Origin of the sequence: Allobosea sp. MMO-172, from assembly GCF_037147855.1 — a bacterium.
In the GTDB taxonomy this organism is placed as follows: domain Bacteria; phylum Pseudomonadota; class Alphaproteobacteria; order Rhizobiales; family Beijerinckiaceae; genus Allobosea.
Window position 1 is genome coordinate 290,690 of the sequence record NZ_JBBCUM010000001.1, and the last position, 15,172, is coordinate 305,861.

Consider the following 15,172-nt stretch of genomic DNA (forward strand, 5'->3'; position numbering starts at 1 on the left):
ACCCGGCCGTCATTGCGGCATGATGAAACGTCTTCACGACAGAATCTCATCTCGCCATCGCCGCTCATTCGTAGGCTACGGCTTGCGGCTCACAAGCGCCGTGCCCACAATGCAGCCATGTCCGCCAAACCTCTCGCAGAGCTGATCGACGACTGCATCGCGCCCGCGCTCGCCGCGCAGGGCTTCGCGGGGCGCGCCATCGTCTCGCTCTGGCCGGAGATCGTCGGCGAGCGGCTGGCGGCGCGCTCGCGCCCGCTCAAGATCGACTGGCCGCGGCGCCGGCCGGCGCCGGGCGAGGCCTCGGAGCCTGCGACGATGGTGGTGCGGGTCGAGAGCGCCTTCGCGCTGGAGATGCAGCATCTCGGGCCGCTTCTGGTCGAGCGCGTCAACACGCATCTGGGCTGGCGGGCTGTCGGCAAGCTCGTGCTCAAGCAGGGGCCGGTGGCGGCGCCTGTCGTTGCGAAGCCGGCCCCGAAGCTCGACAGCGAGACGGCGGCGCGCGTCGAGGCGCAGGTTTCCGGCGTCGCCGACGAGGGGCTGCGCGAGGCGCTGGCGAAGCTCGGCCGGGCTGTGGCGCTGCGCGCGAAAACGCAAGGCGATGACACGGCTTCGTGAGCGGAGCGGTGCGCGGCACGATGCGCTCTTGCCACAATCGCGATGGCCTCTATAGCTCCAACCGATTTCGACCTTTCCGAGGATATCTCACGATGACGAACAGGCGACAGCTCCTGACCGGCGCAGCCGGCATCGCCGCTGCCGCGCTCGCTGGCGGCACCGCCGCGCGGGCCCAGACCAAGCTGCCCGATGCCGGCCCGCTGGGCGATGTCTGGCTCGGCTCCGCCGACGCCAAGGTCAGCATCGTCGAGTACGCGTCGCTGACCTGCTCGCATTGCGCGAGCTTCCACGCTGCGACCTGGCCGGAGCTGAAGAAGAAGTACATCGACACCGGCAAGGTGCGCTTCAACCTGCGCGAATTCCCGCTCGATCCGCTGGCCACCGCCGGCTTCATGCTGGCCCGCTGCAACGGCAACGACAAATATTACCCGATGACGGACCTGCTCTTCGCGCAGCAGCGCAACTGGGCCTTCACCGACAAGCCGGTCGATGCCCTCTCGGCGCTGGTCAAGCAGGCCGGCTTCACACAGGAATCGTTCGAAGCCTGCTTGAAACGCCAGGATATCTATGACGCCATCACCGTGGTGAAGGATGGCGGGGCCAAGGCTGGCGTGGATTCGACGCCGACCTTTTTCATCAACGGGCAGAAGCGTTCCGGTGCGCTCACGATCGCCGAATTCGACAAGATCCTGGAGCCGCTCCTCGGCAACTGAGGCAGCGGATTTCGCGTGCGTTTCCTTCTCCCCTCGCATGTCGGATGTTTCCGACATGCGAGAAAAGATGCCCATATCGGGCAGGCCCGAGATGGGTGGGAGAAGGTGGCAGCGCGAAGCGCTGACGGATGAGGGCAGGTTCGCGCTGCCCTACCCTTCCCTCATCCGACCCGGCTACGCCGGGCCACCTTCTCCCCCGAGGGGAGAAGGAGAAAGGCGCCGATGCATCTGACGCGCCTCAAGCTCGCCGGCTTCAAGACCTTCGTCGAGCCGACGGAATTCCCGATCGAGCCGGGCCTGACCGGCGTCGTCGGCCCCAATGGCTGCGGCAAGTCCAATCTCGTCGAAGCCCTGCGCTGGGTGATGGGCGAAAGCTCGTTCAAGAACATGCGCGGCTCGGGGATGGACGACGTCATCTTCGGCGGCTCCAACGAGCGCCCGGCCCGCAACATGGCCGAGGTCTCGCTCACCCTCGACAACAGCGACCGCAAGGCGCCCGCCGCCTTCAACGAAGCCGATGTGCTGGAGGTCACGCGCCGGATCGAGCGCGAGGAAGGTTCGACCTACCGCATCAACGGCAAGGAGGTGCGGGCCAAGGACGTGCAGCTCCTCTTTGCCGATGCGGCGACAGGCGCGCGCTCGCCGGCCCTCGTCCGGCAGGGACAGATCAGCGAGATCATCTCGGCCAAGCCGCAATCGCGCCGCCGCATCCTCGAGGATGCCGCCGGCATCGCCGGGCTGCACAGCCGCCGACATGAGGCCGAGCTGCGGCTGCGCGGCGCCGAGGACAACCTGACCCGGCTGGAAGACGTGCTCGGCGAGATCGACGGGCAGATCGACGCCCTGCAGCGTCAGGCGCGACAGGCAGGCCGCTATCGCAGCCTCGCCGCCGATATCCGCCGGGCCGAGGCGACGCTCGCCGTCATCGCCCTGCACGACGCCCGCGCCCAGGAAGCACAGGCGGCGCATGTTCTCGAAGAAGCGGTGCGCGGCGTCGCCGACCAGACCGGGCTTCAAGCCGAAGCCGCCAAGAGACAGGCGATTGCCGCGCATGAACTGCCGGCGCTGCGCGAGGGCGAGGCGATAGCCGCAGCAGTGCTGGTGCGATTGAAGCGCGGGCTCGACGAGCTCGAAGCGGAGAACAGGCGGGCTCGCCAGCGCGCCGAGGAACTCGGCAAGCGCCTCGCCGAATTGCAGGCCGACCTGTCGCGGCAGGAGACGATCGGCCGCGACGCTGCCGAGAGCCTCGCCCGGCTGGCGGAGGAGGACGAGGCGCTCGCCCGGGAAGGCAATGGTGCCGGATCAGGCGCCGAGACCGCAGCGGCCGCGCAGCGTACCGCCGAGGCAGCGCTTGCCGCAGCCGAAGCCGAGCAGGCCACGGCGCAGGCCGCCCTGTCCGACCTTGCCGCGCGACGCGGCGCTCTGGAACGCACGTTGCGCGAGGCGCGCGAGCGGCAGGAGCGCGCCGGAGCCGAACGCGACAAGCTGCGCCGCGAACTTGAAGCGCTGGATGCCTCCGATGCGAAGATCGTGCTCGACAAGCTCCGCGAGGCTCTGGCCGCTGCCGAGAAGGCGCTGAAATCCGCCGATGCGGATGTCGTCACGGCGCGCCATGCCGTCGCTTCGGCGCGCGAGCGCGAAGCCGGGCAGCGCGGCCCCCTCGCCGAGGCCGACCGCCGAGCACAGCGCCTCGACACCGAGATCGGCACGCTGCGCAAGCTGCTGGCCCCCGCTGCGGGTGATCGTTGGCCGGCGGTGCTCGAAGCCGTCAGCGTCGCCAAGGGCTACGAGATTGCGCTCGGCGCCGCGCTCGGCGACGATCTCGACGCCTCGACCGAGGCGACCGCCCCCGCTCATTGGGACGATACCGGCGAAGGCCGGGACGACCCAGCCCTGCCTTCGGGCGCTCAACCACTGCTCGCTCATGTCAAGGCGCCGGCGGCGCTCCGCCGGCGGCTGGCGCAGATCGGCGTCGTCACGCCAGAGGATGGAGAGATTCTGCGGCACTCCCTGCAGCAGGGCCAGATTCTCGTGTCGCAGGCGGGCGATCTCTGGCGCTGGGACGGCTTCACCAGCGCGGCCGACGCCCCCTCGCCCGCGGCGCGGCGCCTCTCCGAAAAGAATCGCCTTGCCGACCTGGAACGCGAGGCGCAAGCGGCCCGAGAGGCGGCGGAGGCTGCGCGCCGGGCTCTGGAGGCTGTGAGCGCCGAGGCGCGGCAGGCCGCACAGGCCGAAAGCGCGGCCATCGAAGCCGCAAAGCAGGCACGACGCGGCGTCGATCAGGCCCGCGAGCAACTGACCGTTGCCGAGCGCAAGGCGGCCGAGACGCTGGTCAAGCGCTCGACGCTGGCGGAAGCGATCAAGCGCCTCGGCCAGGCCGTGTCGGAAGCTTCGCAGCAGGTCGCGGCGCAAGAGACCGGGCTTGCCGCCCTGCCCGCTTCCGCCGAACTGGAAAACAGCTTGCTCAAGGCCCGCGTGGCGCTGGGCGAGGCCCGGGCCGCCGCTTCCGATGCGCGTGCCCGCGTCCAGACCCTCGCGCGTGAAGCCGACCTGCGCGCCCGCCGCCGCGAAGCCATCGCCGCCGATATCAAGGCCTGGAAACAGCGCACCACGGCCAGCCTGCAAAGCGCCGAGGAGACGCGACGCCGAATCGACGCCGCCGACGCCGAGCAGAAGGCGCTTCTCGAAGCACCCGACACCTTCCTGACCGAACGGCGCCGCCTCGTCGCCGAAATCGAGCAGGCGGAAGATGCGCGCCGGGACGCTGCCGACAAGCTCGCCTCAGGCGAGACGACCCTTGCGGAGGCCGACCGGCAGGCCCGCATCGCGCTCGAAGGCCTGTCCGGCGCTCGCGAGCGGCGTGCCTCGGCTGAAGCGCGGCTCGAAGCCGCGCGCCAGCGCGTTGGCGACATCATCCGGCAGATCGAGGACGGGCTCGATACCGGGCTCGACGGCCTGCAGGCGATCGCTGGAATCAAGGCCGGAGACGCGCTGCCCGAGCCCGAGGCGATCGAGCGGCGTCTCGCCAATCTCAAGGGCGAGCGTGAGCGGCTCGGCGCCGTCAATCTGCGCGCCGAGGATGAATTGACCGAGGTGAAGGCCAAGCGCGAGGGCCTTTCAGGGGAACGCGACGACCTGACCGAGGCGATCCGCCGCCTGCGGCAGGCGATCGGCGCGCTCAATCGCGAGGGGCGCGAGCGGCTCATCGCCGCGTTCGACGTCGTCAACGGCCATTTCCAGCGCCTGTTCGGCGTGCTGTTCGGCGGCGGCGAAGCCGAGCTCAAGCTGGTGGATTCGGAAGACCCGCTCGATGCCGGGCTCGAAATCTTCGCCCGCCCGCCCGGCAAGAAGCCACAGGTGATGACGCTGCTCTCCGGCGGCGAGCAGGCGCTGACCGCGACCGCGCTGATCTTCGCGGTGTTCCTGACGAATCCATCGCCGATCTGCGTGCTCGACGAGGTCGACGCCCCGCTCGACGACGCCAATGTCGAGCGCTACTGCGACCTGCTCGTCGACATGGCCCGCAATACCGAAACGCGCTTCATCCTGATCACGCATAACCCGATCACGATGGCGCGGATGGAGCGGCTCTTCGGGGTGACCATGGCCGAGCGCGGGGTCAGCCAGATGGTCTCGGTCGATCTCGCGACGGCCGAGCGCATCCGCGACGCGGGATAAGCGGCGCGATCATCCCCAAAAACCTAGCCGGGAACGGCCGCGCCCCGCTGAAAAAATGCCACATTCGGTCCCGCAATGCGGCAAGATTGTCGCACTTTGCCAGAATTTATAGATATTCCAATGCGTTAGACATTATCCACCTGCCTTGACAGCGCGGGGGGCTGCCAATAAAGGAGGCCGTGCTGACGACGGCTCGATGCGCGGGTTTGGTCGTGGTTATAGTGGTTTTTCGCCGGATCGCGGCGTAAACGCGATCAAGACGGAGACCAAGACCATGTCCGAACCCGACCCAAACGCTTCAGACTCGGAGTTGCGCGCAAGACTGGGTTCCCTGAAGTCCGCGATCCAGCGGGCGGAAGAGAACGAAAAGCCGGGCGCCAGCCCGGTTGGAGAGGACAAGGCCCTTGCGGGCGCGATGTCCTCAGGCTTTCGCGCCGCGACGGATCTTGCAGGCGGTGTCATCGCGGGTGCCCTGATCGGGTATCTCGGCGACCGGTGGCTGGGAACGTCCCCGTTCCTGCTGATCGCCTTCCTGGTGATCGGAACCATCGCGGGTTTCAGGGCTGTCTACCGGCTCGGTTCGCGTCCGACCTCCGGGTCGAAGGGCGGTCCGAAGGCGAATTGATCGAAAGGCGGCCGTCCGGGCCGCGCGACGAGGAACGAGACCATGGCGGCCGGCGGCGGAATCGATCCGATCCACCAATTCCACATCACGAATCTCGTTGAGCTGAAGCCGCTCGGCATCAACCTGTCGTTCACCAACACCTCGCTGTGGATGGTGATCGTGCTCGGCGTCGTCTCGGCGCTGATGATCTACGGCTCGAGCCAGCGTGCGGTCGTCCCCGGCCGCCTGCAGTCGCTCGCCGAAATGATCTACGAATTCGTCGCCTCCACGCTGACCGGCGTGATGGGCAAGGAAGGCATGAAGTTCTTCCCGTTCGTGTTCTCGCTGTTCATGTTCGTGCTGGCCAGCAACATGCTCGGTATGATCCCCGGCTCGTTCACCGTCACCAGCCAGATCATCGTCACCGCCGCCTTCGCCGTGCTCGTCATCTCGGTCGTGTTGATCTACGGCATCGTGAAGCATGGCAGCCATTTCTTCGGCCTGTTCGTGCCGTCGGGCGTGCCCGGCTGGCTCCTGCCCTTCATGGTGCTGATCGAGGCCGTCTCCTTCCTGTCGCGCCCGGTTTCGCTGTCGCTTCGTCTGTTCGGCAACATGCTGGCCGGCCACATCGCCCTGAAGGTCTTCGGCGGCTTCGTCGTCGCGCTGCTCGGCTCGGGCGCCGTGCTGAGCTATGCCATCGCGCCGCTGCCGCTGCTGCTGGCGGTTGCGCTGACCGCGCTCGAATTCCTCGTCGCTTTCCTGCAGGCCTATGTCTTCGCGATCCTGACCTGCGTCTATCTCAACGACGCGCTGCATCCCGGCCACTGAGGCCAAGGGCAGCGCTCGCGAGAGTTCATCCCACCCCTGTCAATTAAGTTCCACACTGGAGATAAGACCATGGATCCTGTTGCAGCCAAGTTCATCGGCGCCGGCCTCGCCTCGCTCGGCATGGGCCTCGCCGCCATCGGCGTCGGCACCATCTTCGGCAACTTCCTCTCGGGCGCGCTCCGCAACCCGTCGGCGGCTGACGGCCAGTTCCCGCGCGCCTTCATCGGCGCGGCGCTCGCCGAAGGTCTGGGCATCTTCGCGTTCGTCGTCGCGCTCGTCCTGCTCTTCGTGGTCTGACGTTTTCGTCGACTGCTTTCTCGTCGCGCGTTCGGGCCATCGGCCAAGCGCGCGACGGTTCCTTATCTTAAGCGCTGAAAGGCACGCTATGCCGGTTCGATCTTCAGGGTTCGCGCGACAAGGACGGCTTCTGGCTGTCGGCTCGTTCGCCACTCTGGCGGCGGGTGCGGCGCAGGCTGCCACTCCGGGCCTGAGCGGCGAGAAGGCCTCCTTCCCGCCCTTCGACCCCGCGCATTTCGCCAGCAACCTGTTCTGGCTCGCGGTCACCTTCGGTGCGCTGTACTGGCTGATGTCCAAGGTCGCGCTGCCGCGCCTCGGCTCGATCCTGGAAGAGCGCGCCGACACGATCGGCCGCGATCTCGACCAGGCCACCGAGATGCAGGCCAAGGCCGAAGACATGGCGCAGGCCTATGAGAAGGCCCTCGCCGAGGCCCGCAAGAACGCCCAGGGCATCGCCCAGACGGCGCGCGAAGCCGGCGCCAAGGCGAGCGACGCCCAGCGTCACGCCACCGAGGCCGAGCTTGCCGCCAAGATGGCGCAGGCCGAGGCGACCATCGCCAAGACCAAGACCAACGCGATGGGCAATGTCCGCGATCTCGGCAGCGACATCGCCGCCGCCATCGTCACCAAGCTGACCGGTCAGGCTCCCAGCGCCAGCGAGGCGTCGGCGGCTGTCGACCAGGCCCTGACGCGCGGCTGAGGAGAGTTCAGATGGATACTTTCTGGGTCGGCGTCGCGCTCGTCATCTTCCTGGCCATCCTGGTCAAGTTCGGCGTGCCGGGCGCGATCGTGAAGGCGCTCGACGCGCGCGGCGAGAAGGTCGCGCAGGAGCTGGCGGAAGCCCGCCGCCTGCGTCAGGAGGCCGAGAAGCTGCTCGCCGAGTACGATGCCAAGCGCAAGGCCGCCGAGGCCGAAGCCGCCGAGATCGTCTCCTCCGCCAATGACGAGGCCAAGCGCCTCGCGGCGGAAGCCGAGGCCAAGCTCGCCGATTTCGTCGCCCGCCGGACCAAGGCGGCCGAGGAGAAGATCGCCCAAGCCGAGAGCCAGGCCGAGGCCGAGGTTCGCGCTGCGGCTGCGGAGGCTGCCACCAAGGCGGCCGAGACCATCCTGCGCGGCCAGATGGCCGGCAAGGCTGGCGAAGCGGCCTTCGCCGCCGGGCTGAGCGAGGTCAAGGCCAAGCTCAACTGAGCCTGCAGCCGATTGCTCGATATGATGACGCCGCGCCCGCAAGGACGCGGCGTTTTTCTTTGGCGTTCAATTGAGGGAACTCCGGCGTGGGGCGCCACTATCGCAATCACCCGGCGCCGGTCGATGCGGGCGGAACACAACGTCATCCTGGACGCAGCGAAGCGGAGATCCGGGATCCATCGTAAAGCTCCGGCACTCTTCGATGGATCCCGGGGCAAGCCCGGGATGACCCGTGGTTCGAGGGCGAACGAGCAAGCCTGATCGCACATTTTGAAAGCTAAGGAGGTTAGGGATGATCGGTCGCCTCACCCGCTTGCTCGCCGTCGCGCTCCTGCCCTTCATGGTGGCTACGGCTGCCGCAAACGCCTTCGAAAAGGTGAGCTTTCCGTCGCGCGATTCAAGCGATCTCGTGGGCTGGCTGGCGCGCCCCGCCGGTACAGGCCCCTTCCCCGTCGTGATCGGCCTGCATGGCTGCGCCGGGCTCTACAGGGGTTCAGGGGAAATCAATGCTCGCGAGGACGACTGGTCGCAGCGCCTGACCAGCGCAGGCTATGCCGTGCTCCTCGTCGACAGCTTCGGGCCTCGCGGCATCAAGGCACTGTGCAACGAGCGCGAGCGCGCACTGACGCCGGCCGGCCGCGCCCGCGACGCCTTCGCCGCCGTCGACTGGCTGGAGAAGCAGGGCTTTGCCCTGAAGCAGCGTATCGCCCTGATCGGCTGGTCGAATGGCGGTTCGACGGCGCTGCGCGTCGCGGGTGCGCCCGAGGCCAAGCGTCTGCGCCACGTCATCGCCTTCTATCCCGGCTGCCGCGCCATCCTGAAGCGCGGCTGGCAGGCGCAAACCGATACGGCAATCTTCCAGGGGCTGACCGATGACTGGACGCCGGCCGCCCCATGCGAGGAGCTCGCCCGCAGCGGCGGCGCGCGCTTCGTCGGGTTTCCCGGCGCCCATCACGATTTCGACCATCCGAACCTGCCGCTGCGCGAACGCAAGGCGGCCTATTCGCAGCGGCCCGATGGCATGGTCACGATCGGCAGCGACCCAAAGGCCCGCGCCGAGGCGATCGACGCGGTGATGGCGATCCTGAAGCGTCCCTGAGGGTTCTCAGTTGCTGGCCGTCGCTGTCGCGGCCGGCGGATTGCCTGAGGCCGCCATCGGCGCCGCGGCAGGCCGCGCAGGCGGGACCACGGCCGCCTTCGGCTTTGGCTTACGCGGCTGGATCGTCGAGGTGACAATGCCCTGCGGCGTGTCGAGCCCGTAGATGTCGTCCCGGAACTGCACCTGCCCGTCAGCGCCCTGCCAGCCGGTGAGATAGACCCAGGCGACCGGAACCTGCTTCTTCAGCGTGATGTTCTTGCGTTCGCCCTTGGCGATCTCGTCCTCGATCGACTGGCGGTTCCATTCCGAACCTTCGAGCAGCCAGGCTCCGAGGTCGCGGACGCCCTCGATGCGGGCACAGCCGGAGGAGTTGAAGCGCACGTCGTTGCGGAACAGCGTCTTCTTCGGCGTGTCGTGCATGTAGACCGCATCGCTGTTGGGCATGTCGATCTTCATCTGGCCGAGCGAGTTCGTCGGGCCCGGCTCCTGGCGCACGTAGAAATAGGGGTTCTTCAGGGTCGCCCAGTTGACGCTGGCCGGGTCGATTTCCTTGTTCTCGGCGCCGAGCAATTTCATGTTCGACTTGGCGATGAAGCTCGGGTCCTTGCGCATGTGCGGGATGATGTCGGCCTTCACGATCGACATCGGCACCGTCCAGTACGGATTCAGGTTGACCGAGGAGATATTGGCCTGGATCACCGGCGAGGGCCGGTCCGGCCGGCCGACGATGGCGAGGTGGCGCTGGGCGACCGTGCCGTTCTCCACCGCCTCGACGCTGGCGCCGGGGATGTTCACCACGACATAGCGATTGGCGAAATTGAAGCCGTTGCCCTTGAGGCGCTCCAGCGTCGCGGTGAGCTGGTTCAGGCGCGATTCCACCGGCGTGTTCATCGCCTTGAGGGTCAGGCGCCCGACCGTGCCGAGATCCGACAGGCCATGGCGGCGCTGGAAGCGCTTCACCGCCTCGACCACGTTCGCGTCGTAGACATCGCCGGCCACGGCTTCCGGCGCGAGATCGCCGCTGGCGAGCAGGCGCTGCTTCAGCGCGACGACATCCGGACCTTGCGAATCCGGCTTCAGCGCGCTGGCGCTTGCCGGCACCTTGGGCCAGCCGCCGCGGTTGGCGACGTCCTCATGGGCGATCAGCGCCTCGAGCGTGCGGTCATAGGTGTTGGGGCCGTAGCTCGGCTCGTTGGCACGCACGAGCGCCGTCGAGGCCAGCAGAGCAGCAGCCGCAAGAGCGAGGATGGAGGGACGCGCAGACATGAAAACCCCCGGGCCGCACAGAGCGGCACCGGGGGATCATTCCGCGACATGGTCAAGGAATGCTTAAGAAGCTGCCCGCGCCCTTCACCATGCTGACGAATGTCGTCAGCATGGTCGGGAACGCCCTATTCCGCCGCCTGCGCGGGGGCCGGCTTTTCCCATTTCAGCACCGGCGAACGGGCTGCGCGGGTCTCGTCGAGGCGGCGGATCGGGGCGTGATGCGGGGCGCTGGTGAAGCGCTCCTTGTCATTGCCCTTGGCCGCGATGGCGAGATCACGCAGCGTCGCGATGAAGAGGTCGAGCGCCGCCTTCGATTCCGACTCGGTCGGCTCGATCAGCATGGCGCCGTGGACGACGAGCGGGAAATAGACCGTCATCGGGTGGTAGCCCTCGTCGATCATCGCCTTGGCGAAGTCGAGCGTCGAGACGCCCGAGCCCTTCAGCCACTCGTCGTCGAACAATACCTCGTGCATCGACGGGTGATCCGGGAAGGGCAGCGACATCAGGTCGGCGAGGCCGGCGCGGATGTAGTTCGCGTTCAGTACCGCATCCTCGGAGGCCTGGCGCATGCCGTCCGAGCCGTGGCTCAGCATGTAAGCCAGCGCGCGGACATACATGCCCATCTGGCCGTGGAAGGCGGTCATGCGGCCGAAGGGCTGGTTGCCCGCCGGCGCTTCGCCGCGCGACTCGATCAGATGCGGCTTGCCGTTCTCGACATGAATGAAAGGCACCGGCGCGAAGGGCGCCAGACGCTCGGAGAGCACGACCGGACCGGCACCGGGACCACCGCCGCCATGCGGCGTCGAGAAGGTCTTGTGCAGGTTGATGTGCATGGCGTCGACGCCGAGATCGCCGGGACGGGCCTTGCCGACGATGGCGTTGAAGTTGGCGCCGTCGCAGTAGAAATAGGCGCCGGCCTCATGCATCGCCGCAGCGATCTCGACGATCTGAGGCTCGAAGATGCCGCAGGTGTTCGGGTTGGTCAGCATGATCGCGGCGATATCCGGCCCGAGCAGCGCCTTGACGTCCTCGACCGCGACGGTGCCGTCCGGACGGGCCGGAACCGCCTTCACCGAGAAGCCGATCAGGGCTGCGGTGGCCGGATTGGTGCCATGGGCCGATTCGGGAACGAGCACGACATTGCGGGTCGCGCCCTCGCCCTTGGCGGCAATCGCGGCCTTGATCGCCATCATGCCGCAGGCCTCGCCATGGGCGCCAGCCTTGGGGCTCAGCGCGACGGCCGGCATGCCGGTCAGCGTCATCAGGTAGCGGGCGAGCTCCAGCATCAGGTCGAGAGCGCCGGGCACTGTCGAGGTCGGCTGCAGCGGATGCACGTCGGAGAAGCCCGGAAGCCGCGCCACCTTCTCGTTGAGGCGGGCATTGTGCTTCATCGTGCAGGAGCCGAGCGGGAAGAGCCCGGTATCGATGCCGTAGTTCTTCTGGCTGAGGCGCACGAAGTGACGCATCGTCTCGGGCTCGGAGAGGCCGGGCAGGCCGATCTCGCCCTGGCGGGCATGCTTGCCGAGGCGCGACTTGAAGGGCGCCGGCTTGTCGATATCGACGCCGGTCGCCTCGTGATGGCCGATCTCGAAGATCAGCGGCTCGACCTGCTGGAGAGCCTTGTTGCCGGTGAAGGTGGCGTGCTCGGCGTGAGCCGCCTCGCCGGCCTGGGTGGGACGTCCCTGACGGTTCAACATCACAGCACCTCCACGAACGCCGCCACGAGGGCCGCCCGGTCTTCATCGGTATTCACCTCGGTCGAGGCGATGATCAGCAGGTCGTCGAGCCCGGCCTTGGGCAGGAGTCGCGAGACGGGAACGCCGGCCAGGATGCCCTTGGCGGCGAGCACTTCGACGACCTCGGCAGCGGGCTTCTTCAGCTTCACGGTGAACTCGTTGAAGAAGCTGTCGTTGAGGACGGTCACGCCTTCGACGCCAGCGAGCGCGTCGGCGAGCTTCACGGCGTTGGCGTGGTTCACCTCGGCAAGACGTGCAAGACCGGTCTGGCCCAGCAGCGTCATGTGGATGGTGAAAGCCAGCACGCAGAGGCCGGAATTGGTGCAGATGTTCGAGGTCGCCTTGTCGCGGCGGATATGCTGCTCGCGCGTCGAGAGCGTCAGCACGAAGCCGCGCTGGCCGGTCGAATCGACCGTCTCGCCGCAGAGCCGGCCCGGCATCTGGCGGATATATTTCGACTTGGCGGCGAAGAGGCCGACATAAGGGCCGCCGAAGTTCAGGGCATTGCCGATCGACTGGCCTTCGCCGACGACGATATCGGCATCCTGAGCGCCGGGCGGCACGACGGCGCCGAGCGAGACAACCTCGGTGAAGACCGCGATCAGCAGCGCGCCATGGGCATGGGCCTTCTCGGCGATCGGCTTCAAGTCACGCAGGTTGCCGAACACGTCCGGCGACTGGACGACGACGCAGGAGGTGCTGTCGTCGATCTGGGAGAGGATGTCCTCGTTGGCCGAGACATCGGGCTTCAGGACCACGACCTCGTCATTGGCCATCTCGGAGAGGGTCTCGACGACCGCGGTGTAATGCGGATGCAGGCCGCCGGACAGCACCGCCTTGCGGCGCTTGGTGACGCGATGCGCCATCAGCACGGCCTCGCCGGTGCCGGTCGAGCCGTCATACATCGAGGCGTTGGCGACCTCCATGCCGGTCAGCGCGGCGACCTGGGTCTGGAACTCGAAGAGATATTGCAGCGTGCCCTGCGCGATCTCGGGCTGATAGGGCGTGTAGCTGGTCAGGAACTCCGAGCGCTGGATCAAGTGATCCACCGTCGCCGGAACATGGTGCTTGTAGGCGCCGGCGCCGACGAAGAAGGGCACGGCGGAGGCAGCGGTGTTCTTGCCCGCCATCTTGCCGAGGATGCGCTCGACCTCGAGCTCGCCCTTGGCGCGGGGCAGATCGACCGGGGCCTTCAGCAGCTTGCCGGCCGGCACGTCGCTGAACAGCGCGTCGACATCGGAGACGCCGATCCGCGCGAGCATGTCCTCGCGGTCGGTATCGGTGAGCGGGAGATAGCGCATGGGGTGATTCCGTTTCGGGGTGTCATCCCGTGCGCGCTGCGGCATGGAATGCCGCTGCGCAGACACGGGATCGTGCGACGAGAAGGCGCCTTATCCTGATGGCGGTCCCGCATCTGCGCGGCAGCACTTACGTGCTGCGGCGCGTGCGGGACGACACCCGATCAGAGCGACTTCACGTAGTCCTGGTATTCGGCCTCGTTCATCAGGGCGTCGAGCTCGCCGGCGTCCTTGATCTTGATCTTCAGGAACCAGCCCTTACCGGCCGGGTCCTCGTTGACGGTGCCGGGCGCCGCCTCGAGCTCGCCATTGACCTCGACGACCTCGCCGGAAACCGGGGCATAGACCTCGGACGCCGCCTTGACGCTCTCGACCACGGCGGCTTCGCCGCCCTTGGCCAGCGCCTTGCCGACGCTCGGGAGCTCGACGAAGACGACGTCGCCGAGCTGGGACTGGGCGTAGTCGGAGATGCCGACGGTGCCGACGTCACCCTCGATGCGGATATATTCGTGGTCCTTGCTGTAGCGGGTCTCGGCCATGGTTTCCTCCTGGCGTCAGTTGTCTGGAAAAGGGGTCAGCGTTTGTAGCCGTTCGGCACGAAAGGCATCGTCGCCACGACGGCCGGCAGCGACTTGCCGCGAACGATCAGGTTGAGCTGCGTGCCCGGCGCGGAATGAGCCTTGGCGACATAGCCCATGGCGCAGGGGCCGTTGAGCGTCGGGCCGAAACCGCCGGAGGTCACGACGCCGATCACCTCGCCCTCGGGCGTCGCGATCTCGGTGCCCTCACGAGCCGGGGCGCGGCCTTCCGGCTTCAGGCCGACGCGAATGCGTGAGACGCCTTCCGCCAGCTCGCGCTGGACGCGCGCGGCGCCGGGGAAACCGCCCTCCTCGCGGCGGCGCTTCTGGATCGACCAGTTGAGCGCGGCCTCGATCGGCGAGGTCGTGGTGTCGATGTCATGGCCGTAGAGGCACAGGCCGGCTTCGAGACGCAGCGAATCGCGGGCGCCGAGGCCGATCGGCTTGACGTTGCCGTCGAGTAGCAGCGTGTCCCAGATGTCGCCGATCTTGTTGGCGGCGGCGGAGATCTCGTAGCCGTCCTCGCCGGTATAGCCGGAGCGGCTGACATTCGCCTTGATGCCGGCGACTTTCATGGTGCGCGAGGACATGAAGCCCATCTCGGCCGCTTCGGGAGCGATCGCGGCGAGCGCCGCCTCGGCGCCGGGGCCCTGCAGCGCGATCAGGCCGCGATGCTCGGCCTTGACCAGCTTCACATTCGCCGGCAGGCGCGCCTCGATATGGGCGTAGTCGGCATCCTTGCAGGCGGCGTTGACGACGACATAGAGCGCGCCATCCTCGTCGGGATCGATCGAGCGCGTCACCATCAGGTCGTCGAGGATGCCGCCTTCCTCGTTGAGGAGCTGCGAGTAGCGCTGCTTGCCGGGGGCGAGGTTGACGATATCGGCGGGGATCAGCGCTTCGAGCGCCCTGGCCGTGGTCTCGTGATCGGGGCCGATCAGGAAGCACTGGCCCATATGCGAGACGTCGAAGAGCCCGGCCTTCTCGCGCGTCCAGTTATGCTCGGTCAGGATGCCCGCAGGATACTGCACCGGCATGTCGTAGCCGGCGAAGGGCACCATGCGGGCGCCAAGCGCGACGTGGCGCGCATGCAGCGGGGTCTTCAGCGGCGCAGCAGCGCCGGCAGTATCGGTATTGGCCTCGGCAGCCATGGCATGCCCCTCCCAGAGTCAAGCGCAAGCCCCGGACGATAGTGTCCGGAACGCGCCCCCTCTGTCTCGGCACCTGAGAGATTTCCCCACCCGACCCATAAGATCGGACGAGTTACACCCG

14 protein-coding genes are annotated in these 15,172 nt (G+C 67.5%); 9 read left to right on the forward strand and 5 right to left on the reverse strand.

The window, feature by feature from the left end:
• Positions 1-117 precede the first annotated feature (117 nt).
• The 9 genes from WFK61_RS01350 (at position 118) to WFK61_RS01390 (ending at position 9,022) form a co-directional block, all read left to right on the forward strand.
• Positions 118-615 carry a DUF721 domain-containing protein gene (locus tag WFK61_RS01350; RefSeq protein ID WP_336809735.1) on the forward strand — a complete coding sequence of 166 codons (498 nt, stop codon included), beginning with the start codon at positions 118-120 and terminating at the stop codon, positions 613-615.
• Positions 616-707: 92 nt separating this feature from the next.
• The gene (locus WFK61_RS01355) at positions 708-1,328 is read left to right on the forward strand and encodes a DsbA family protein (protein WP_336809736.1); all 621 of its coding nucleotides are present in this window, start codon (positions 708-710) and stop codon (positions 1,326-1,328) included.
• 222 nt (positions 1,329-1,550) lie between these two features.
• Positions 1,551-5,006, forward strand: a complete 3,456-nt coding sequence (gene smc / locus WFK61_RS01360; protein ID WP_336809737.1) for a chromosome segregation protein SMC — start codon at positions 1,551-1,553, stop codon at positions 5,004-5,006.
• 274 nt (positions 5,007-5,280) lie between these two features.
• Positions 5,281-5,631, forward strand: coding sequence for an AtpZ/AtpI family protein (locus WFK61_RS01365; protein WP_336809738.1), 351 nt, complete (start codon positions 5,281-5,283; stop codon positions 5,629-5,631).
• Between the two features lie 42 nt (positions 5,632-5,673).
• Positions 5,674-6,438: a F0F1 ATP synthase subunit A gene (locus WFK61_RS01370; RefSeq protein WP_336809739.1), complete on the forward strand. Its 765-nt coding sequence runs from the start codon at positions 5,674-5,676 to the stop codon at positions 6,436-6,438.
• A 69-nt stretch (positions 6,439-6,507) separates the two neighbouring features.
• Positions 6,508-6,735, forward strand: a complete 228-nt coding sequence (locus WFK61_RS01375; protein WP_038360954.1) for a F0F1 ATP synthase subunit C — start codon at positions 6,508-6,510, stop codon at positions 6,733-6,735.
• Positions 6,736-6,823: 88 nt separating this feature from the next.
• Positions 6,824-7,435 carry a F0F1 ATP synthase subunit B family protein gene (locus WFK61_RS01380; protein ID WP_336809740.1) on the forward strand — a complete coding sequence of 204 codons (612 nt, stop codon included), beginning with the start codon at positions 6,824-6,826 and terminating at the stop codon, positions 7,433-7,435.
• Positions 7,436-7,446: 11 nt separating this feature from the next.
• Complete coding sequence (locus tag WFK61_RS01385; protein ID WP_336809741.1) at positions 7,447-7,923, forward strand: F0F1 ATP synthase subunit B family protein; 477 nt, start codon at positions 7,447-7,449, stop codon at positions 7,921-7,923.
• 292 nt (positions 7,924-8,215) lie between these two features.
• Positions 8,216-9,022 (forward strand): dienelactone hydrolase family protein, encoded by an 807-nt coding sequence (locus WFK61_RS01390; protein WP_336809742.1) that lies wholly within the window; start codon positions 8,216-8,218, stop codon positions 9,020-9,022.
• A 6-nt stretch (positions 9,023-9,028) separates the two neighbouring features.
• Here the strand turns inward: WFK61_RS01390 and WFK61_RS01395 are convergent, their stop codons facing one another.
• The 5 genes from WFK61_RS01395 to gcvT all read right to left on the reverse strand — a co-directional run bounded on the left by WFK61_RS01395 (position 9,029) and on the right by gcvT (position 15,051).
• Entirely contained in the window at positions 9,029-10,288 is a 1,260-nt protein-coding gene (locus tag WFK61_RS01395; RefSeq protein ID WP_336809743.1) for a L,D-transpeptidase family protein, read from the reverse strand.
• 125 nt (positions 10,289-10,413) lie between these two features.
• Complete coding sequence (gene gcvPB / locus WFK61_RS01400; RefSeq protein ID WP_336809744.1) at positions 10,414-11,985, reverse strand: aminomethyl-transferring glycine dehydrogenase subunit GcvPB; 1,572 nt, start codon at positions 11,983-11,985, stop codon at positions 10,414-10,416.
• Positions 11,985-13,325, reverse strand: coding sequence for an aminomethyl-transferring glycine dehydrogenase subunit GcvPA (gcvPA, locus tag WFK61_RS01405; RefSeq protein WP_336809745.1), 1,341 nt, complete (start codon positions 13,323-13,325; stop codon positions 11,985-11,987). The genes gcvPB and gcvPA overlap by 1 nt, the downstream gene beginning before the upstream one ends.
• Before the next feature lie 161 nt (positions 13,326-13,486).
• Positions 13,487-13,861, reverse strand: coding sequence for a glycine cleavage system protein GcvH (gcvH, locus tag WFK61_RS01410; protein ID WP_336809746.1), 375 nt, complete (start codon positions 13,859-13,861; stop codon positions 13,487-13,489).
• Between the two features lie 35 nt (positions 13,862-13,896).
• Positions 13,897-15,051, reverse strand: coding sequence for a glycine cleavage system aminomethyltransferase GcvT (gcvT, locus tag WFK61_RS01415; protein WP_336809747.1), 1,155 nt, complete (start codon positions 15,049-15,051; stop codon positions 13,897-13,899).
• Between the last annotated feature and the right edge of the window lie 121 nt (positions 15,052-15,172).